Consider the following 18,923-nt stretch of genomic DNA (forward strand, 5'->3'; position numbering starts at 1 on the left):
CGCGCCGCCCCGTCACCCCCGTCTAGAAGAGCCCGAGCGAGGCCCCCACGCGGGGGCTATGAGCCCGGGTGTTAGGGGCGGGGGACAGCGGCGCCCGGCCCGCCTGGCTCGGCTAGCCCCGTGTAGTCTAGCTCCGCGACAGCTACGGGGTATACTATGCCGAGCTTCTCCAGCACCTCCGGCCTAACCTCCCCCATGACCCCGTATACACCGTCACGGCTACGCAGCTCCGCCGCCCGGCCCTCTATGAGTAGGGGGTGGCTCGTAGGCCTCACCTCAGCTATCTCATCGCCCAGGAGCCTTAGGAGGCTGTAGACGACCGCCTGGATATCCTCGTAGCCGGCCTTCTCAGCCATGTAGAGCAGGGCTAGCCGACGCCGGTGCTCCACCCTCCTCTCCGGGTCCCCGCCGCCAGCCAGGAGCACCTCGCCGGCCTCGAACACGCGGAGGGGCACAGCGTGCTGGTTGGCGGCCGCGGCGCGTAGCAGCTGGGGGAGGAGGGAGGCCCGGTAGCAGCCGCTCCCCTCTCCTACAGGGTTCTCGATGACCACCAGCCTCGACTGGTCCACGGCCGCTAGCTCTACCTGGTCCCTGCAGCTCGTGAGGCTGTAGGAGTACATCTCCACAAAGCCGTGGCCCACCAGTATGAGCCGTGCCTCCCTCTCCCAGGCCCTTACGGGGAGCAGCTGGCCCCGGAGCATGAGCCTCGGCTTCACGGGGGCGAGCCGGTCGAGGCCTATGGCGAGCGCTATCTCCTCCACCAGGTCCACGGGGTGGAGTATGTCCACCCTGTAGCGGGGCACACTAGCCATGACGCGGCTCTCGTCGAGCACCGTGGCGCCGAACCTCATCCTTCTAAGCGCCTCGGCGGCCTCCTCCGCACCCATCTCCACGCCTATAATCCTCGAGGCGTAGCGGACCTCGAGCTCCATACGGGAGGGCTCTAGCCGTGGCTCGCTGAGCCTGCCCCAGGGGGCGTGTACCTCCACTAGGCCTATTCTCCGGCTCCTACTCCTCTCGGCGAGGTTCGCAGCCAATATGGATAACACGTCCAGCACCGGCTTCAGCTCAGTGCCAGTAACATCTATGAACAGGTGCCTTGTTCCAGGCTCCACTTTCGTCAAGTCAGCGTTTATCACCGGGGGTGCGCTTATCACCTCGCCGCCGGAGTAGAGGACCGGGTGCCTACCGTCCACCAGCGATATTGAGCCGTACTCTCTCCCCTGGCTGGTCTCTGAGAGGACCTCCTTGAGCGTCATCACCTTGTCGCGGTGAAGTGGCCGAAACCTCACCTCGCCGACGCCTGCCAGCTCGTAGCGAAGGCTCCTGGACGGCAGCTTATCCAGGTCATGTATGCCGATGGCAACCCTTCTGCGGCGGCCACCGTGGCTTACATGCAGCTTCTCCTGGAACTGTATAAGCTCCTCCAGGAAGTCCTCGTCCACGTTGACGTCCCATATGACGGCCCCGGCTATGTAGGGCCTGGAGGAGACCTCCCCGGCTTCTATGCGGTAGCCGCTCTCCACCACCGTGTACCGTGGGAGCCCGGTCTCTACACCGAGGAGCCCCTTGGCCTGCCTAGCTATGCCTTCTAGGCTGTACATGTCAGGCCTATCTACCTCTATCTCTGCCTCAACGTAGCCCTGCTCGTCGACCTCAACCCCTATCTTGAGCTTCTCCATAACCTCTAGTGCCTTCTCGAGGCTTACGCCGAAAACCTCCTCCACCCTGCCAGGTTTAAACCGGAGCACCGGCATAGAGACGCCACCTTGAGGGTATTGTTGAGAGGAAGCGCGCGTCGCTGCTATAGAGCTGTCTTATGTCGCTGAGCCCGTAGAGGGCCATGGCCAGCCTCTCTATCCCCATACCCCAGGCAGCTACCGGGTAGTCAATACCCAGGGCAGCGAGCATCTCGGGGCGGAAGAGGCCGGCTCCAAGTACCTCCAGCCATTGGCTGCCGACGCGCACGTAGCCCTCCAGAGAGGGCTCGGTGAAGGGGAAGTAGGCTGGCCGGAACCTGTACTCCCTGAGCCCTAGCCTCTCCAGCAGCTCCCCCAGCATGCCCATTAGCCAGCGGAGGCTTACCCCATCCTCGCTAGCTATCCCGTCCACCTGGTGGAACTCGGGCAGGTGGTGCGGGTCCACCGTCTCCACCCGGTAGACCCTGCCTATCGAGAAGAAGCGGAAGGGGGGCCGGGGCCTCTGGGCGAGCACGCGGGCCGAGACGGCCGTGGTGTGGCTCCGGAGTATCAGCCTCGCCGCGCGGGATGGGTCCCAGCGGTAGCCCCAGCCACGGCTCCCCGCGAGGCCCTCCTCGTGGGCCCTCCTAACCATCTCAGCGAGCTCTCGGGGCGGCTCTCCCTCCCTGGGCTGGCGCAGGTAGAACGTGTCCGTCGGGGAGCGGGCCGGGTGGTACTGTGGCTGGAAGAGCACGTCATAGTTCCAGAACTCCAGCTCCACCGGCGGCTCCTCGACCTCCACGAAGCCGAGCTCCTTCATGACATCGCGTATATGCTCTATGAGCTGGCGGAAGAAGTGGAGGCGGCCCGGGTAGAGGCGCGGCGGCTCGGCGGCGACGTTGTAGCGGCGCAGCCTAACCCTACGCCACTCGCCCGTCTCGAGCATCCGGCGTGTTAGCGCACCCACCTCCACCTCTACCCTGCCGAGCAGCTTCTCCGGCGGCTCCTCCAGGGTGATAAACGTCGCCTTCTCCTTCACCGGCTCGACCAGCCTGCGGCGGCGGAGCATCCTGAGGTCATCGCCGGAGACGCGCTCACCCCGGCTAAGCCTCTCCAGGAGACGACGCTCCTCAGCAACCAGAGGCGGCTCGGCGGCGAGGACTATCTCACCAGACTCGACGCGTACCCAACCCTTCCGGGAGGCGTTAGCCATAGCTATGCCGAACTCACCGCCCAGCAGCCTCCTGGCCTCCTCTACAGGCATTCTCCCCCCGTGCTCTGCTAGGAGGCGGGCCAGCCTCTCCTCCGGGAAGCCCTCGCGGAGGTACCTCTCAGCCTCCTCGGTTAGCCTATAGCGCTCAGAGACACGCTCCTCCAGCTGCAGGAGCCCCTTCTCCGCCAGGAGCCTTGCCAGAGCCTCCACCTGGCTGCGGTCGAGGCCGGTAAGCCTCGCCAGAGCCTCCGTGGTGTAGGGCTTCCCCGGCTCAACCCTGCCTACAAGCCGCTCTAGAAGCCGGTACTCAGACTCTGAAACGGGTATCCTCGCTCCCAACACAAGGGGCCCGGGACGCCAAGCCCAGGGCCAACTAGGGGTTAAAAACTGGAAGCAGGGCCTGGCCCTAGGCCCTCCAAGCGCTCTAGAACCGGTAGTACTCGCCGGGCTTCAGCACCACCACCTTGGTTTCCAGCCCCCTCTCCGCGACATACTTTGCGAACTCCTGTGGATCCGCCTCTATAACAGGAAACGTGTTATAGTGCATAGGTATGGCTACACGCGGCCTAAGCAGCTCGACAGCCTTAGCGGCCTGATACACATCCATGGTGAAGTGCCCGCCGATTGGCAGCAGAGCTATATCCGGCCGGTAGAGCTCGCCTATGAACTGCATCTCGGCAAACAGCCCTGTATCACCAGCGTGGAACACCGTGGCCTCCCTGCCCGACACTACAACGCTCGTAGGTGTCCCACGCCCGCAGCTGTGCGTCGCGGGGAAGAACATAACCTTTAGGCTGATGCCGGGCAGCTTCAGGGGCCCGCCTATATTAGCGCCAATTATCCTTCCACTCCTATCGCCCAGCTGCTCGGCCACGTAGTTAGCGAGCTCGTAGACCGCGGCGAACTTTGCATCGGGGTTTAGCTTAAGCAGCTCCAGCGCGTCACCCAGATGGTCTGCATGGTCGTGGGTAACTATTATCAAGTCAATCTTACCCTTGTACTCCTTGACGCCCACTGGCGACATAGGATTGGTCAGCCAGGGATCGATAAGTAGGCGGTAACCATCTATCTCGAGCTCGAAAGCCGAGTGACCAAGCCAGCGCACATACCCCATAACAGCCACCCCATCAATAGGCGGAGTGCATGCACCACCAGGAAAGCCAGGAAACCGGATCCCTAGGTATAAGCGCTTCCCAGGAGCCCTTCAACCCTTGAGGAGCCGCTAGGGGCTGCGCGGCCACAGGATGAGCGAGAATGAGGGGGATCAACCACACGAGGCGGCCCGATCCCGGCTTGGGGGCGCTGCGGGGCCTCGCGGACCCCACAGCATCCCCCAACGCGGCCGGCTTAACTTCCGGGTTCGACATGAGTCCGGGTGTTGCCCGGCCGCTATGGCCGGGTCGGGCCATGCAACAGTGGGGCTCCTCCTGAGCTATTTAAGTCTTACGCAGCCCAGCTATCCCCACAGGATCTTATTCGAGATAGGCTCGGCCTTCTCCTCATAAATCGCCTCTATGACCATCTTACCACCGCATACAGGGCACTCCTCGTCCACAATCTTACCAACGTAGTCTCCTTCACGGAACCCTCTCTTCACAACACCGTCGCAGGATAGGCAGCGGAGAACGGTAACTATGCGCCTGCCGGCCTCACGGCGCCTCCTCACAGTAGCTATGGACATGTAGGCTACGACAGCCGCCGCGGTGAGCAGCAGCGCTACATAGCCTAGGGCTAGAGGCTCATTCACCCAGGCGGCCAATGGAGGTCCACCCCCGGGGGTAAGAGCTACTGGGCCACACCCAGTGTGTTGCCAACACCTACAACTATCACTGTGTCGCCGGGCCGCGTAGCCTCGAGTATCAGCTGCTTTACCCGCTCTACAGCCTTCTCGACACCATCCACAACCTCCTTCTTTATAGCCGTTATAGCCTCCTCGAGACCCATCTTTATAGCTATGGCGTAGAGCGGGGCCCCATGGGCTACAGCTATACGCTCTATACGTATCTTCTCGGGCCCCGGATCGCCCATCGCAACCCCAGTGCCCTCAGCTATGGAGCCCGTCTCCTCCCCCTCGAGCTTTAGAGCGGCATCCACAGTTATTATGGCGGCAACGTTGCCCTGAAGCTCCTCGCTCACAATCTTCTCTACAGCCTCCCCTGGCCTCCCCACGGTGCTCCCCGGGCCGCGGGCCTTCACGATCACTACCCTCCGGTCCTCATACCTATGCACGCTGTAAACAGTGTCCTTGGTCACCTCGCGCGGCTCCGATTCCACCTCAAGCATTCTCATCAGCTTATAGGCCGCAAGCGGGCCGGCTGCATCGCCTATAGGCACACCCTTACTCACAACACCTACTGCATCATAGTAAGCCTTAGCTATCCTCATGTAGAGGGGGAGCAGCATCCACAGCTGCGCTACGAGCATCGCATTTCTAGTCTTCACGCCCAGGAGTAGTATATGGCGTAGGTACTTGTAGAGCATGTTTAGCGCATTAGCTATCACTAGCAGGGTTGCAACATTCTTCTTCTCGGCATCGTCAACCTCTCGTGGCAGGCTGCGGGAGATGACCTCCTCTATCCGCTCCTCCTCCGTGCGCAGTATTCTCTCAAGCCTCTTGGTTATATCCGTGGGCTCTATGGATACAGGCTCTATAACAAAGTAGTCCATAACAGTGTTCAGCACCGCATCGGGATCCTTGGACCCCAGCTTCTCAAGCTTCTTACGCGCCTCTTCACGAGCCTTGTCCCGGTAGCCGGCGAGTATCCTTAGCCTCGACTCTATCTGGCTCCTCCATATCCTCAGCTGCAGGCCCTGAGCGGCCCCGAAGAACGCCATTATCGAGAGCACCGTTGAGATAAGTATGCTTATTGCTATTATCCAGGTGGCTATGTCCGATGAAGAGCCGGTCAAGGCTGCTGCGGCAGCCCCGGGCATGCCAATACTCCCTCATATATACCTACACGCGGGAGACGCTGTTTCCCTCACACAGCTCCTAGCCCCTATATAGTGTAAAGCGGGGTCAACTGGTCGTAACTATTACCTCCCCGTCATCGGTTATCACTATGGTGTGCTCGAACTGTGCCACAATACCCTTAGCCTTCTCTATCAGTATGGGGTATCTAACGAGAAAGCCCATACGAGACAGCTTCCTGAGACTCCTACGCAGCTTCTCGATGTCGGGTTCGACGTCGGCTAGCCATCTCTCGCTAAACGGCAGGGTTTTGAATCTATCGCGTATAGCTGCAAGTACCTTCTTACTTACATTATCGAGTCTACGCCGGAGCCCAGTACACACGAGGGCGTAGATAGCCACTATGTCTCCCTCGTACACGAGGCCGGAGCCGTTGGTGCCGAAAGGCTCTATGGCGTACGCCTTTCCGGCAGAGAAGCGGCCGCGCGTCATAGGGTCATAGGCGTTGGGTATGCTCTCGCCCGCGTGTATAGTGTAGCGCGCAAGACTATGGCCCCCCAGGTTAACTATGGGTTTGAACCCCCTACTCCTGATAGTATTCTCTATGACCCGGCCTATCTCCGCGAAGCGTACCCCGGGCTTTACTGCATCGAGGGCCTTTGAGAGAGCCTCCTGCACCGCCTCCAGGAGGGGGTTCCACCTGTCGTCAAGCGCAACGGTCACTGCAGTATCAGCTATGTAGCCGTCCACGTGGACTCCCACATCCAGCTTGACGACAGCGTTCTCCGGTATGGTTGACTCGTCCCCCACCAGCGGAGAATAGTGGGCGGCTACCTCGTTCACAGATATGTTGCAGGGGAACGCTGGGGCTGCGCCGAGCTCGCGGGTCCTCCTCTCAACATGCTCGCAGACGTCTATCAGTCTGCGGCCAGCCTCTATCAGCTTAGCGCCCTCGTCCCTAACAATCTTGGCTATACGCCCGGCTTCAATATACTTCTTCAAGGCCTCCTCCATCACTTCCAATGCACCCGGACCGGCATCCTACGCTCTATGCCCTAATTTAGCAAATGTCCCGCATAGCGGCACACGGCCGACGCAGAAGGGGCTGCGGCTCAGAGATGCGGGGTACTACACTCACCGCCCCCAGGGGCCCCTGCCCCGGGAGGGCTCGTTCCGTGGTCCATTCTTCACAGCCAGGCTGGGAGAGGGCCCCAGCGGAGCCCCCGGCAGCCCTCTCCGGCGCCCGGTATCCCAGCCCGAACTTAACCCTGTCAGGCATTCCTCTGGATAATGATGCTACCAGGCCGGGCCTTCCCCCTAAGCCTGACAGGCTAAACTGCACAGGATTGAGGGGAGGCCTCCTACGTGCTACCACGGCCAGAGCCGGGGCTTGAGGGCCTCCCAGGCTTCCTGTACAGCCTAGCACGCCGGCACCGCTTCAGTAGGCGCTCCATACAGATGCTGCTATACATGGGCTCTCCGGGGAAGACAGCCTGAGGAGAGAGCGCTGAGGAGATCAGGATGAAGGCGAGGGAGAGGAGGGCCAGGGCGCTGGCCGAGGCCAACGAGGTGCTACTACCACTCCTAGGGGGAGCCCGTGCTCTGGTGAGAGTGCTAGAGGCTGCAGGTAGAAGCCCGGCCAGGCCGGTATCGCTGCACAGCTCCGGTGATAAGAGGCTTCACGCACTTATCCTTGAGCTGCCCGGCTCGAGCCCCCTCGTGGTGGCGGTGTACTCGTCGACACAGGAGTCCAGGCCCACCTCGCCCCAGCAGCTCGCCAAGAGAATGAAGAGGCTTGCCGGCTTCGTGGCGAGGCTGCGGGGAAGGTACTTCAACGCAGCGGACGTGGCCTACATCTACATATCCCCAAGGGGGCTCACTAGAGGGGCTAGGAGGCTAGCCATAGGCCTCAAGACATTTTTCGCCCAGAGCGGCAGGGAGGCTAGGCAGAAGCTAGCAAAGTTCCTCGCAACCCGCTACTACAAGCTCCTAGCGAGTCTCCGCGGGAAACGAGTCTGGGGTCCCGTCCCGCTTCTCCTATACGCCCTCTCCATCCTAGCTCAGCGGCTCGGGGCTCACGTCGAGCCAGTCTCGGCCGCTCGAGCTATCGAGCTGAGCACACGGGGAGGCTTCATAAATGCTATAGCTCCCTCGCAACCCTTAGGCTGACCCAGCCCCAGGCTTTCAGCCCCGCTTCTCCCAGACCGGCACTCCTCATAGTCCTGTAACCTGCATGATCCCCGGTTTATTTGAAGGGGCTAGCAGAGAGTAGAATTAGACCCCAGCACGCGTCATAGCAGTATAGTTATTCTCATACACTATAACCCACACAACAATATGCAATGTGTATCCTTAAGCATAGCTAGATGCGAAGTATCTAGCTAGGGTCAACGTGTTCTATAGCAGCCAGCCCATACCGGGTTGCGAGGTTCATGCTGCCTCGGGTGCCCCCCTACCCCAACCCGGAGAGGGCTACATCGCCTGACGCCACGTGCCACACCACTTATATCAACTAACCACGAGGTTACACAACGTAAATTAGGCAGCGTATTACATAACATATAAAACAGATGGACAACCTATTGAAATACACTGCTCATGCATATTACCACATCGCTTCAGGACAGCTCCGGGAAGGCTGTACGTGCAGCCCAACTTCGCCTGATCCCAGCAACACGGCATGAGAACCTCCATGGCTAGTAGTAATTACAAGATTCTTCTTGCAGCTAGAGCTTTGAGAGCGACCCATGTTAGGCACGATAATACTTGACCTTTTTCTATAATAACATTTAAAACAATTTATTTTATAAATGTACATTATTGGGTGGCTATGCGGCAGCCGTGCCCACGGGCTACATGGTCTCCGCGATGCTACATGCCTCTTTTCCGGATTTTACCACGTCTCGTATTAGAGGTTCTAGCACAGCCATCTCACCATATTCATGTATGAGCTTCTCTATGCTCTTGGCGGATGAGCATGCTATCTCCGCGACATCGGTGAAGCCCTGGCTCATATATCTCAGGCTCTGCAGGAGCGTTGATAGGGTTTCAGCTAGCTTGGCTACGTGTGCCTCTAAGCTCTTCTGCTCCACATACTCCATCATCAGCTTGTATACTACACTATCGTTGCCGAGCAGCTCGCTGGCTACTTTCAGCTCAAGCTTCTCCTTCCTCTCCTTTCCTATGGCGTCGACGGTCAGCTTCACTATATCGCCCACAACGGACTCTGAGAGGTCATGTACGGCCGATATAGCTGCCGCGTAGAAGGGATCCACCTTCACCCCGTGCTGGCTCATGTAGTCGGCTAGGACTAGCGCTAGCACTGTCGCCTCGGACATGTGTTCTGCAATGCTCTCGGCTATGGCAGCGTGCACGCCCCTGAGCATCCAGCCGGTACGTGGTGTTGCCTTAAGGGCTGCCAGCATGCGGTCGAGCCTGCGGAGCCCCTCGCGGCTCAGGGACATCGCATGGATCCCTCCCTTGGATCCCGGGGGTTCGATGCAGAAAGAATGCTATAATCCAGCTCCCGGTGGGATGCACGAGAAGCCTTCCTGACCCAGGGGCTCTAGGCCCCTCTCCTCGGCCTGCTGGGGGCGGCGCTAAAAGCCCAAGGGTATATTGAAGGCCGGGAGACCCGGGGTCACTGCACCGCCCGCCGGCGGCCTCTTCCCCCGGGCGTCGCGGCTCCAGGCTCCCCAGGCTCTCCTAAGGGGTTAAAGTAGCATCTTGAAAGGAGGGTCAGGCGAAATCCGATACATCACCGGTTCAGCTGCTCGGCTCCAGTCATCCCCCCTCTCTGGGCGCCAGTGCCTCCTCGGAGCCCGGCTATGTAGGCTCCCTCTGTCAGCTTCTCCGCCGTCTCGGGCGGCTCGCCTACAACGGTCTCGATACGGTGCATGTACTCCAGGTCCTTGGCGAAGGGCTCCATCTCCTTGCTCAGGTATAGCTTGTAGCCCTCGACCTTCTGGGACAGCTTGTAGCCGTGGCTGCGCTTCCAGGTCCATAGCGCGCTATTCAGCTGGAGCACTTTGTCGAGCATCTTCGCGTATGCTGTGTCCCATTCGGGGTTGGGCTCGGGGAACTTCTGCCGGTGAACCGAGTCTCCGTAGAGCCTGCGGTAGAGCGCGTCGGTTATGAAGGGGAGTATAGGTGCTAGCATTCTCAGCAAGGCGTCCAGTATAGTGTGGAGTGTGAACCAGGCCCCCCTCTGTTCCTCCTCGCTGAACTCGCCCTCCCTATTGTAAGCCCTCGTCTTCACTAGCTCCAGATAGTGGGCCGCGAATATGTTCCAGGTGAAGTTATAGAGCTCGTTAACCGGCTGGTGCACGTCCAGCTCCTCGCCGTAGTAGTGGTCTACTCTCCTTATCAGGTTGTTGAGGGCCCCGAGGAACACTAGGTCGATAGGCCTCAGCCTGTAGCCGTCCGTGGGCCTCGGGAAGCTGGATACGAACCTGGCGATGTTCCATAGCTTTGTGAGGAAGAGCTTACCGGTCTTAAGCGTCTGCTCGCTGAACCGGTAGTCGTCTCCCAGCCTGGCGGCCGCTGCGGCCCAGAACCTGAACGGCTCGGCACCGTAGGCCTCTATATAGGGCTCCGGGTCTATCACGTTCCCCAGGCTCTTGTGCATAGCCCTGCCCTTAGGGTCGAGCCCCATGCCGGTTACGCGTACCCAGCGGAACGCCGGCTTGCCGAGCAGCTGGTAGACGCGGAGCACGCTGAAGTAGAGCCATGTCCTTATTATGTCGACTCCCTGAGGCCTCAGGGTGTATGGTAGCTCCTCGTCCCGGGAGAAGACCCGCTCGAACAGCTTGAGGTTCCTCATGTAGCCGGAAGCATAGAGCACGCTTATGCTCGAGTCGAACCATGTATCGAACACCCTGGTCTCGCCTTCTAGCTCGCTTCGTGGGGCCCCGCAGCGTGGGCAGCGCTCCCACGGCGGCTCCTCTAGCCAGGGGCGGTAGTAGCGGCCAGGCTCTGGGACGAGCTTTGCTCCACACCGACGGCAGGTCCAGATGGGGATCTCGGTGCCATAGTACCTTGTGCGGGATATGGGCCAATCCATCTTCAGGCTGTCTATCCAGTCCAGTAGCTTCTGCCGGTGCTTCTCCGGCTTAAAGTGCATCTTCTTGACTATCTCGCGCAGCTTGTCCTGGAACTCGAGCTGCTTTAGGAAGTACTCGCGCACATGTACTATCTCGACGGGGGTTTTGCAGCGCCAGCATACGGGGACGCTGTGGCGTATCAGCTCCTTCTTCGCTATGAGGCCCCTCTTCTCCAGCTCCTCCACCATGCGGCGCCTGGCTTCGCGTACGGGCAGGCCTTTGAGGAACCCTGCCTTCTCGTTCATTGTGCCGTCCTGGTTTATTATCACCTTGGGCTCCAGCCCGAGGTCCTTTATCATCTGGACGTCTGTCCAGTCGCCATAGCTGCTCACCATCACAAGCCCGGTGCCGAAGTCGGGCTTGGCGGCTGGGTGCTCGAGTATAGGCACCTCGTACTCGTAGATAGGTACAATTGCGTGGAGCCCCTTTAGCCTCTTGTAGCGCTCATCCTCGGGGTTGTATACCACCGCCCGCGCTGCGCCTATCAGCTCGGGCCTCGTCGTGGCTATCAGTATCTCCTCCCCGGTCTCCTTTACCCTCCACTTTACGTAGTAGAGGTAGGAGTCCTCCTCGCGGTGCTCTATCTCAGCCTCGCTGAGCGAGGTGCGGCATCGGGGACACCAGTTGACCGGCCTCTCGTCCTCGTAGATGAGCCCCCTCCTCCAGAGCTCTATGAAGGTGGCTTGGGTGATTCTGCGGTACTCAGGGCTGTCGGTGCCGTTCCTTATGTAGGTGAAGCTGCAGCCCAGCCCTCTCCATATCCTCACGAGCTCTTCCTCAACCCTGTCAAGCTCTTGGCTGCAGAGCTCTAGGAACTTCTTACGACCCTCCTTGGTCTTGGCCATCTCGTGTGCTAGAATGTTATACTTCTTCTCGATTGTAACCTCTACCGGTAGTCCATTACGGTCGGCATACCAGGGCACGAACACGTTCCAGCCCTTCATACGGAAGTAGCGTGCAATCATGTCTATCTGAGCGTAGTGCGCCGCCCCGCCCACATGCCACTTGCCGCTAGGATAGGGCGGTGGGGTGTCGATTACCAGCACGGGTCCCTCACGGTCCGGGTCGAATTCGTAGAGACGCTCCTCGCTCCACTTCTCTAGGAGCTCCTTCTCCAGCTCCTTGCTCCATCGCTTCTCCTTTATCCTAGGTAGGAAGCTCTGCCCAGACGAAGGCTTGGCACCCACGCTGCCGCACCTCAAGGCGTCCTGGGTAAAAGAGGGCTCGCCGCTGCTGGAGGCTTTAGTAATAAACTCCCGCTGGCCTCTCTGCGTGCGTTACCGGGCCTGCCGGTCCCGCCTAGCACTGGGCTGGTGATAATACTGGGCTGGCTCTATTCCGGAGCGCTGTGCCCAGGCTCCCCGGTAATACAAATGTATTCCTAGTGCGTGCCGGAGGGGTAGGAAACTCCTCTAGCGGCCCCCAAAGTAAAGCCTATAAAAGAGTGGAAGAGCACTCTACTACCGGAGTAAGGGGAGTTAGTGGGGGTGTTTGTGCTTGGCGTGTGAGAAGGCTGTGAGGGTTCGTGACCCCACGACCGGCAAGGAGGCGGAGCTGGTGCCGATCAAGGTGTGGCAGCTAGCCCCCAGGGGGAGGAAGGGAGTAAAGATAGGCCTATTCAAGAGCCCCGAGACAGGCAAGTACTTCCGCGCCAAGGTCCCAGACGACTACCCGATATGCAGCTAGCACCAAGGCAGCGCTGGGGGTGGAGCCACTCCCGCGCTTTTTTCACTGCTGGGGTGCCTTCCCGGCTCCCCTCCTGGGTGGGCCCCAGCTGCGGGCCCCGCGAGGCCTGGGTATTAGAGTTTCTGTACCCTAATTGGGTACTCCCTGCTCCCCGGGCGCTGGAGGGGGGCAGGGTCTGGCTCTTGAGGTGCCGCGCCAGGGCTCCCGCGAAGGTCATACTCTTTGGCGAGCACTGGGTCGTCCATGGGGGTAGGGCGCTTGCCGCTGCGGTAGGGCTCTATTCCCGCGCGTACGCCGAGCCTGCTGATGATGGTGTGGTGGTGGAGTCCGTCAATCTCGGGGTCCGTGAAGACGTCTTGCACGGCTGCCAGGTCTTCTGTAGCCTTAGGAAGGCGTTCGAGTACATATCGAGCGCCAGGTCTAGCGGCAGGCTGTGGCCCGCCAGGCTCATCATAGACTCTGAGATACCGGTGGGCGCGGGGCTGGGGAGCAGTGCAGCGGTAGCGGTCTCTGCCTCAGCGGCTTACGCGTGCGTAGCCGGCCTCGAGGTGGCACCGGAGCTTGTCTCACGCGCGGCTTTTGAGAGCGAGAAGCTGGTCCATGGGAACCCTAGCGGGGTCGACAACACGGTATCCTCGTACGGCGGGTTCCTTCTCTATAGGCGTGGCGAGACGCCTATGCCGCTGGATTTCGGCGGACTTGGCGACGTGGTTGTAGTAGTCATAGACACCGGGGTGAAGCGCTCCACGGCGAGAGCTGTTAGATTATTCACGGAGAGGCTTCATAGGCTTGGGGGGCTGGGCCGAGAGCTGCTCGAGGTGGCTGAGGGGATTATTGATGAGGCTCTGCGCGCGCTTCGCCGTGGAGACGCGGCGGGCCTAGGCCTCCTCATGGATGTGGCGCACGGGCTCCTGAACGCCATGGGGGTCTCGCATGTTGAGCTGGAGAAGGCTGTGCAGGCCGCCAGGGCTAGCGGCGCTCTAGGCGCTAAGCTCACGGGAGCAGGCATGGGCGGATCAGCCATAGCTCTTGTGGAGAGGGAGAAGGCTCCAAGGGTTTCGGAGAAGCTGAGGGAGCTAGGCCTACGAGTCTACGAGGCCGCCCTCGGCGCTCGAGGGGTCAGCGTGGAGCATGGCTAGCCCAGGGCCCGGCGGAAGTATTGTAGTGCTACTACAGTGTTACTAGCCCGCCCGTTTCTAGCTTACAGTCAATGCTAAAGCGCCTCGCACTGGGGGGCAGACGTGCTAGGGACACTGGATGACAGGCTCGTCATCTACACCGGTATAATACTGACCGCCACGGGGGCGTCCCGCTGCATAGAGCTTGAGGCCTATGCGTCGCTTACCCTGCTTCCACGGGTGGCGAGCCTCGGAGTAGCGGTGGCGGTAGAGGTGCCCGTGGTAGCGCAGGCATGCGGCATGGGGATGGTAGGGGTGGTTGAGGACGTCGAGGCCAGGGTGTGGGGCCGCGGCCTATACTACTCCAGCCCCCTGCTCGGGGGCCTGCTCAGCCGCGTAGTAATGGATGCCTACGCGGGGGAGGGGAAGCTGCCGGTGGAGAGGCTCCGCAGCCCAGCCGCGGGGACGGAGACCCTGATATCATCCCTGGAGGGCAGCACGGCGGTGCTAGGCACTGCAGTGATGCCGTTATACGACCTATCCGGGCTCTGGGCAGTCGTGGTGAGACTGGAGAAGCCGCTGGAGAGGAGGCTGGCCGAGGCAGTCTACACGAATATAGGAGCACTAGAGAAGGCCGCCTACGACACCCTGGATAACCCAGTAGACATGATAGACTCTATCAGCGAGAGGCTGGCAAAGCTGACCGGCTCACGGAGGCTCCAGCGCCTCCGCGAAAGGCTGCTGAAGCAGGGTGCCATAGCCGTGGGATTGGATATACATGGTAGCCATTTGATAGTGGTGGCTGAGGACGCGGAGACCGCTTACACGATCTCAGCCCTCAACCGCGAGCTGGGAGACAGAGTTGAAGCCCCCATAGCCGTGCCCACGGCCTAGGGCCGGTTCTACATAGGGGCCAAGGCGCCCGCTCCACGTAAACTAATATTCAAGCAGCCTTAATCGTTCTTAAGGCCGGGGCCCGCTGATGCTGTTCAGGGTCACAGCCCGCTGCATAATCCTGCAAGACGGCCTCCTCCTGGTCCAGCTGAGCAAGAAAGGCGATTTCTACCGTCTACCAGGCGGGCGTGTACGGCCAGAGGAGACGGTGCTTCAAGGTCTTCAGCGGGAGCTCATGGAGGAGCTCGGTATACCGAAGATAGGTGACGCGCGCCTCGCATTCATAGTAGAGTCTTTCTACCGCCGCCGCAGCGGGATAGTGCACGAGCTGGGCTTCTACTTCCTCTGCAAGAGCCCCATAGGCCCTAATGTAAAGCCTAGGGAGGACCACCTAAAACTACGCTGGATAAAACCAGAAGAACTCAACGCCAAGAACTTCAAGCCCTCCGCGCTAGCCAGCTACCTCCGCAAGCTAGACGGGGCCAGGGAGCTCCAGCCCAGGTACATCATAAACGTGGATGTGGGCCAGGTATAGCCGAGCCCTCTCCACGCCCCGGCCACCACCCCTGTTATCACAATGGGCACAGAGTATGCGGGCCAGCCATGGCGCGGCGGACACTGCGCCCAGTATCTACACGCCTATGGCCTAGACCTGGAAAAACACGAGGTATTTATTTAGAGTTACTCACCATATGTATTGGGCTGCTGGTGGCCACAAGCTTGTCGATGGAAATGGTCAATTCCCTTTAGGAAGTGCGATGGGGGCGCGGAGAAGACGGACTACATAACGACTTAAAATACATATGTCGTACATAGGCGGGTTAGCAGAAAATCAACGATCATTCTGCAAGATCTAAGCTCTTCTTTGCCGCGGCACATGACCTAAGCCAGGAGCTGGGCCTTAGCAATGTTCCACATATACTATTTCCCCAACAGAGATTTCATGCACCATAATTTGCTTGAATAACGTATCCTAAGCGGCATCGTAGAGCCCCTGAGGGAGAGAGGAGGTTAGCGTCCAATTAGACATTGACAAGTTCGTTGTTGTCCCTAAGAAGAATATACTATACTGCTCTATGCAACCTTACAGTAGTTACCGGTGGACTCTTCGACCTCTACCGGGTCCACGTTACAACGAAGGATCCTAACAAGAAGAGCCATAGATCGTTTGAAAGAGATTATCAGTGGTTTTGAGCGGCTCGTCCAGGCTATATAGGGTGGAGAGCATAGTGCGCCGGACATACGGGCAGCGGGATCCTGTCGTTGGAGTGCTCCTAGATCTTCTAAACCCTGTGCAGTATCCTCTTTCTCTTCCCTCTCTACTTCTTCTGCTCCTCGAACACTAGCTCGACGCCCCGCGGGTAGATGTAGACGTTGCCCCCTCTCGCCTGGCCCGGCAGGTTTGGCTTAAACACGGCTATAACTACGCCCTTGTTCCCGTGGACACGTACTATCTTTCCACGGTACTCGTTACCCTTGTTGTCGCGGTAGAGGACGCGCCAGCCGATGAGCTGCGCGGCTTTCCTGGAGTCGTTTACCCCGTCAACCCTTATCAGCACCTGGTTCTCGTACTGGGTGTTTGAGCCAAGCCTATAGCCTATGACTAACCCTGTATAGACCTTCGCGGCCTCTCCGCTCAACCTTGTTGCCCCGGGCAGCACCGGTGAAGCCGGCCCTGGGTCTTTAAAGCTGATAGCAGTGCCAAAGCGGCTGGGGGTATAGGGGCGCTTTGACCGGCAAGCTCAAGGAACCCCGTATAGTGGTGGAGCCCCCCGGGCCCAGGGCTCGAGAAGTTATTGAGAAGGATAGGATGTATCTTATGCAGAGCTTTGCCAGGTGGTACCCGCTTGTTGTTGACCGTGCCGAGGACTACGTAGTGTATGATGTTGACGGTAACGCCTATATAGATCTTAATGCTGGCATAGCTGTGCTCAATGTAGGCTCTACCAACCCTGCAGTAGTCGAGGCCGCCGCCTCTCAGTTGAGGCGCTTCACCCACTACAGCCTCACAGACTTCTACTATGAGGTGGCAGTACGGCTCGCGGAGAAGCTGGTAGGGATAGCGCCAGTGGAGAAGCCCGCCAAGGTGTTCTTCACCAATAGCGGCGCGGAGAGCATTGAGGCCGCTTTGAAGGCCTCCAGGTACTCGACCGGGAGGCAGTACATAGTAGCCTTCCTCGGGGCATTCCACGGCAGAACCATGGGCGCCCTCTCGCTCACGGCCAGCAAGCCGGTCCAGCGTCTCGGCTTCTCACCCCTCCTCCCCAGCGTGGTCCATGTGCCCTACCCCTATCCCTACCGCTGCCCTTTCGCGGCGGAGGAGCCCGGAGAGTGCGGAGAGATGGCTCTAGGCTTCGTAGAGGAGTGGGTGCTGGGTAAGCTGGTGGATCCCAGTGAGGTAGCTGCATTCGTGTTCGAGCCTATACAGGGCGAGGGTGGATACATAGTGCCTCCCGACAATTTCCTTCCAGGCCTCGAGAAGCTCGCCCGGCGCCACGGCATTCTACTGGTCGCGGACGAAGTGCAGACAGGGTTCTGCAGGACCGGTAGGAGATTCGCGGTGGAACACTGGGGAGTGAAGCCCGATATAGTGGCGCTCGCCAAGGCGATCGCGGGCGGCCTCCCGCTCGGAGCGGTGGTGGGGAGCGATAAGGCAATGACTATAAGGCCCGGCGGCCATGCTACAACCTTCGGAGGGAACCCTGTCTCCTCGGCCGCAGCCATAGCAGCCATAGACTATATGGAGAGGGAGAGGCTCTGCGACCGCGCAGCGAGACTGGGGGAGAAGACGCTTAAGAGGCTCAAGGAGGCCATGGACGAGACCAGTATGATAGGTGATGTCCGCGGCAAAGGCCTTATGATAGGCGTGGAGCTGGTTAAGAGCCGCGAGACTAAGGAGCCGGCTTCCCGGGAGCTTGCAGAGGTACTGATGAGGCTGTTCAAGCGCGGCTACCTGGTGATAGGGGCCGGCGTGTCGACTATACGTATATCCCCGCCGCTCACAATAGATGAGGAGGCCTTGATGAACGCTGTAGAGGCTATAATCGAGGAGGTAAAGAGGCTGGAGCGAGAGCGTGACTAGGGACCGGGCCCTGGGAGGCGTGATGAGGCTTACAAGGGGCCTAGCCCCGTCGCCGGGGTGATGGGCTATGAACCCGCGGCTGACCTCCGTCTAGCCTTCCCTCTAGCCTTCCCCTCCTTCTCCTCCATGCTCAGTATCCTGGCAAGCCTTCTCCTCGGTACTTCGAACACTGTGGAGGCTATGAACGCTATGTACTCGTCGTCAGGCATGATCTTGTCCAGTCCGATTCTCGCGGCCAGGGCCTGTTTGAAAGCCTCCTTCTCTATGCGGGAGCGTATAAGCCTGGCAGCTATGGCCTGCGCCACCCGGAGGGCTATGAAGTAGCGGGCGTATTTTCTCACGGTGCGCTCGTGCTCCGGGAACACTTTTACAAGCTTATGCAGCAGCTCTATGATAGTGTTCTCGCTCGCGAAACCCATTATTATTGTTGTGGCCACGATCCTTAGCATCCTGGCTACAGTGTTATCGTTTATGCTCCCACCGAGCATGAAGAGTGCTAGCTTCCTCGCCTCCTCCGGCGGCTTCTCCCTTATCAGCTCTGATGCCTCCTCGAGGGTCTCCTCGTAGCTGAATAGCTTGTGGAACAACTCCGGGTTCTCCTCGTTGAGGGCCAGCGCATACTTCGCTATAACGTAGAGGGTGGCCATCTCCTTGTCCCAGATATCCTCCGGCCATGCCTTGCCGCGGATTGGCTGCACCGCCCTCTCCTTGTAGACCTCCTCGAGGAGCTTGACGGCCTTTCTGCGGTCGGATGTGCCCTCCTGTAGGAGCCTGGAGAGAACCTCCATAGCCGCGTCTATCCTCTGCTTGTGCGTCTCTCTGGCTCTCCGGGGCTCAATGCTCTCCAACACCTAGCACCCTTTCAGCTATTGTCCTAAGGGCTATGGCCAGGCCCTCGGGCTTCCCGAAAGCCCTTACCCTCCCATCACGGTGTACTATTAGCTTAACCACTCCGCCGCCAACCCTCACGTAGAGTATCTGCTTGCCCCTCTTCTGCACTATCCGGAGCACCTCTGCGTCCCGCCAGCGCTCCCTAATCCTCTTAACGAGCTTCACGAGTGTATCGGCGGTAAGCCAGCGCGCAGACACTTCAACCCCCTCGAAGGCCTGGCTACCGGCCTCGCCTATGCCCGAGCATCATCACGCGGCCTCAGCTCTGCGTGAGCCGCTCACCGGCCGCCTTTAGTGAGGAGCGGCTAGCCCCGCTGGCTCCAGGCGGCACGTCTACATCTACCCCC

General features: G+C 59.7%; 17 protein-coding genes and 1 rRNA gene. 6 read left to right on the forward strand and 12 right to left on the reverse strand.

Annotated elements, in window-relative coordinates; genetic code table 11:
• Positions 1 to 71: 71 nt before the first annotated feature.
• The 7 genes from pheT to map all read right to left on the reverse strand — a co-directional run bounded on the left by pheT (position 72) and on the right by map (position 6,817).
• Positions 72 to 1,757, reverse strand: a complete 1,686-nt coding sequence (pheT, locus tag CF15_RS03945) for a phenylalanine--tRNA ligase subunit beta (protein WP_058370632.1) — start codon at positions 1,755 to 1,757, stop codon at positions 72 to 74.
• Positions 1,738 to 3,231 carry a phenylalanine--tRNA ligase subunit alpha gene (gene pheS / locus CF15_RS03950; protein ID WP_058370633.1) on the reverse strand — a complete coding sequence of 498 codons (1,494 nt, stop codon included), beginning with the start codon at positions 3,229 to 3,231 and terminating at the stop codon, positions 1,738 to 1,740. The genes pheT and pheS overlap by 20 nt, the downstream gene beginning before the upstream one ends.
• 85 nt (positions 3,232 to 3,316) lie before the next feature.
• A complete protein-coding gene (locus CF15_RS03955; protein ID WP_058370634.1) occupies positions 3,317 to 4,006 on the reverse strand; it encodes a metal-dependent hydrolase in 690 nt (229 codons plus the stop codon).
• Positions 4,007 to 4,175: 169 nt separating this feature from the next.
• A 5S ribosomal RNA gene (gene rrf / locus CF15_RS03960) occupies positions 4,176 to 4,295 on the reverse strand.
• A 53-nt stretch (positions 4,296 to 4,348) separates the two neighbouring features.
• On the reverse strand, positions 4,349 to 4,651 hold the full coding sequence (locus CF15_RS03965; RefSeq protein ID WP_058370635.1) for a hypothetical protein: 303 nt from the start codon (positions 4,649 to 4,651) through the stop codon (positions 4,349 to 4,351).
• A gap of 26 nt (positions 4,652 to 4,677) precedes the next feature.
• Complete coding sequence (locus CF15_RS03970) at positions 4,678 to 5,826, reverse strand: DUF1512 domain-containing protein (protein ID WP_070807819.1); 1,149 nt, start codon at positions 5,824 to 5,826, stop codon at positions 4,678 to 4,680.
• Positions 5,827 to 5,911: 85 nt separating this feature from the next.
• Positions 5,912 to 6,817 (reverse strand): type II methionyl aminopeptidase, encoded by a 906-nt coding sequence (gene map / locus CF15_RS03975; protein WP_168371256.1) that lies wholly within the window; start codon positions 6,815 to 6,817, stop codon positions 5,912 to 5,914.
• Between the two features lie 507 nt (positions 6,818 to 7,324).
• Between map and CF15_RS03980 the strand changes: the two genes are divergently transcribed.
• Positions 7,325 to 7,972, forward strand: a complete 648-nt coding sequence (locus CF15_RS03980; protein WP_058370638.1) for a hypothetical protein — start codon at positions 7,325 to 7,327, stop codon at positions 7,970 to 7,972.
• Positions 7,973 to 8,655: 683 nt separating this feature from the next.
• Here the strand turns inward: CF15_RS03980 and CF15_RS03985 are convergent.
• Both CF15_RS03985 and CF15_RS03990 read right to left on the reverse strand, forming a co-directional pair.
• Positions 8,656 to 9,267, reverse strand: coding sequence for an HD domain-containing protein (locus CF15_RS03985; protein ID WP_058370639.1), 612 nt, complete (start codon positions 9,265 to 9,267; stop codon positions 8,656 to 8,658).
• Between the two features lie 293 nt (positions 9,268 to 9,560).
• Positions 9,561 to 12,107 carry a valine--tRNA ligase gene (locus tag CF15_RS03990; protein ID WP_236698117.1) on the reverse strand — a complete coding sequence of 849 codons (2,547 nt, stop codon included), beginning with the start codon at positions 12,105 to 12,107 and terminating at the stop codon, positions 9,561 to 9,563.
• Between the two features lie 295 nt (positions 12,108 to 12,402).
• On the opposite strand from CF15_RS03990, the gene CF15_RS03995 reads away from it, so the two are divergent.
• The 4 genes from CF15_RS03995 to CF15_RS04010 all read left to right on the forward strand — a co-directional run bounded on the left by CF15_RS03995 (position 12,403) and on the right by CF15_RS04010 (position 15,138).
• Positions 12,403 to 12,591: a chromatin protein Cren7 gene (locus CF15_RS03995; RefSeq protein WP_058370641.1), complete on the forward strand. Its 189-nt coding sequence runs from the start codon at positions 12,403 to 12,405 to the stop codon at positions 12,589 to 12,591.
• Between the two features lie 182 nt (positions 12,592 to 12,773).
• Positions 12,774 to 13,730, forward strand: a complete 957-nt coding sequence (gene mvk, locus CF15_RS04000) for a mevalonate kinase (RefSeq protein WP_070807888.1) — start codon at positions 12,774 to 12,776, stop codon at positions 13,728 to 13,730.
• A gap of 102 nt (positions 13,731 to 13,832) precedes the next feature.
• Positions 13,833 to 14,603 (forward strand): hypothetical protein, encoded by a 771-nt coding sequence (locus CF15_RS04005; RefSeq protein WP_058370643.1) that lies wholly within the window; start codon positions 13,833 to 13,835, stop codon positions 14,601 to 14,603.
• An 88-nt stretch (positions 14,604 to 14,691) separates the two neighbouring features.
• Positions 14,692 to 15,138 carry an NUDIX hydrolase gene (locus tag CF15_RS04010; protein WP_058370644.1) on the forward strand — a complete coding sequence of 149 codons (447 nt, stop codon included), beginning with the start codon at positions 14,692 to 14,694 and terminating at the stop codon, positions 15,136 to 15,138.
• Between the two features lie 784 nt (positions 15,139 to 15,922).
• On the opposite strand, the gene CF15_RS04015 is transcribed toward CF15_RS04010, so the two are convergent.
• A complete protein-coding gene (locus tag CF15_RS04015; protein WP_058370645.1) occupies positions 15,923 to 16,243 on the reverse strand; it encodes a 50S ribosomal protein L35ae in 321 nt (106 codons plus the stop codon).
• An 89-nt stretch (positions 16,244 to 16,332) separates the two neighbouring features.
• On the opposite strand from CF15_RS04015, the gene CF15_RS04020 reads away from it, so the two are divergent.
• On the forward strand, positions 16,333 to 17,685 hold the full coding sequence (locus tag CF15_RS04020; protein ID WP_058370646.1) for an acetyl ornithine aminotransferase family protein: 1,353 nt from the start codon (positions 16,333 to 16,335) through the stop codon (positions 17,683 to 17,685).
• Positions 17,686 to 17,750: 65 nt separating this feature from the next.
• Here CF15_RS04020 and CF15_RS04025 read toward each other — a convergent pair whose 3' ends face one another.
• Both CF15_RS04025 and CF15_RS04030 read right to left on the reverse strand, forming a co-directional pair.
• Complete coding sequence (locus CF15_RS04025) at positions 17,751 to 18,533, reverse strand: DUF2192 domain-containing protein (protein WP_058370647.1); 783 nt, start codon at positions 18,531 to 18,533, stop codon at positions 17,751 to 17,753.
• Complete coding sequence (locus tag CF15_RS04030; protein WP_058370648.1) at positions 18,520 to 18,774, reverse strand: hypothetical protein; 255 nt, start codon at positions 18,772 to 18,774, stop codon at positions 18,520 to 18,522. Before CF15_RS04030 ends, CF15_RS04025 begins: the two co-directional genes overlap by 14 nt.
• Between the last annotated feature and the right edge of the window lie 149 nt (positions 18,775 to 18,923).

The sequence above is a fragment of the Pyrodictium occultum genome, assembly GCF_001462395.1.
Taxonomy (GTDB): domain Archaea; phylum Thermoproteota; class Thermoprotei_A; order Sulfolobales; family Pyrodictiaceae; genus Pyrodictium; species Pyrodictium occultum.